Genomic DNA, 1315 nt, shown 5'->3' with positions numbered 1-1315 from the left:
AATTTAAGATTTTAGCCACCAAAAAAGAAACGGCTCTTTATTATCAAACTTGCAAGCACCCAGCAGTTTTGTTTAAAATGATGGAAAATCGACCTTATGACCACATCATTTGGAAAATGATTCGACCAAAATTTGAAAAGCCGTTTGCCAATATAATTGAAATATGAAAATAATATACAAAGCCATAGTTGGAAGCCAAGCCTATGGAACAAACACTCAAAACTCCGATGTAGATTTCAAAGGAGTCTACGCTCAATTAGTTGATGATTTGATTGGTTTCAATTACAAAGAGCAAATCGAAGTTTCAAAAGATGAATGTTATTATGAGGTGCGTCGTTTTTTGCAATTATTACAGTCGGCTAATCCCACAATGTTGGAGTTGTTATACATACCCGATGATTGCGTAATAGAAAAACACCCAGCTTTTGAGTTGATTATCGAAAATAAACATCGTTTCTTGACCAAGAAATGTCTGCATTCGTTCGGCGGTTATGCAGTGGCTCAAATAAAAAAAGCCAAAGGTTTAGATAAAAAACTTAACTGGGAACAAGACAAAGTTGTCAGAAAAACGCCATTTGATTTTTGTTATGTGTATGAAGATGGAAAAACTACCACCTTGCTGCATTATTTGGATAAAAACAAGCTAAGCGAAGCACAGTGTGGCTTAGTAGCCCTTAATCATTTCAAAGATTGTTATGCTTTGTACTATGATTTTAGTGGTGATTTAGGCTATCGAGGTATTGTTTCGGAGAAAGGGAATGAGGTGAAGCTGAGTTCGATTCCGAAAGATGAAAAACCACTTTGCATCATGAATTTTAACAAAGAAGGGTATTCATCCCATTGCAAAGATTATGTCGAATACGAGACTTGGCTGAAGAATCGGAATGTACAGCGGTATGTTGATATTCAATATCATCAGCAACAAATTGATGGAAAAAACTTATTACACTGCCGAAGATTGCTTGATATGGCGAAAGAAATTGCTACCGAAAAGACAATCATTGTAAGGCGTAAAAATGCCCAGGATTTATTGAAAATCAGACGTGGAGAAATCAATTTGGCTGAATTTATGCAAACAGCCGAAGAAGAAATAACTGCATTAACAAAACTTTTTGAAGAAAGTGATTTACCAAACGAGGTTGATACCGATTTTGTAAACGCCTTACTTTTGGAAGTAAGAAAAAGTATAAAATGAAAAAAACTCCCTTTTGGGGACGGGCCGACGATTCGGTTGGGTGTATATGAAAACAATATTAATATTAAGAGGCTTACCAGCCAGCGGAAAATCGACTTATGCACGAAACCTCATCGACGA

1 protein-coding gene is annotated in these 1315 nt (G+C 36.0%); it reads left to right on the top strand.

Annotated features, from left to right (window positions below; all coding sequences use genetic code 11):
• Positions 1-163 precede the first annotated feature (163 nt).
• A complete protein-coding gene (locus ACOVO2_RS18895) occupies positions 164-1195 on the top strand; it encodes a DNA polymerase beta superfamily protein (RefSeq protein WP_421771471.1) in 1032 nt (343 codons plus the stop codon).
• The last annotated feature ends 120 nt before the right edge of the window (positions 1196-1315 follow it).

This window comes from Emticicia sp. (assembly GCF_049241225.1).
In the GTDB taxonomy this organism is placed as follows: domain Bacteria; phylum Bacteroidota; class Bacteroidia; order Cytophagales; family Spirosomataceae; genus Emticicia.
Note: the sequence above shows the minus strand (reverse complement) of the source record. Positions and strands in the feature narration are given on the sequence as shown.

Coding starts and splice junctions, on each gene's coding strand:
- ACOVO2_RS18895 (WP_421771471.1), top strand. CDS start 164: ATGAAAATAATATACAAAGCCATAGTTGGAAGCCAAGCCTATGGAACA.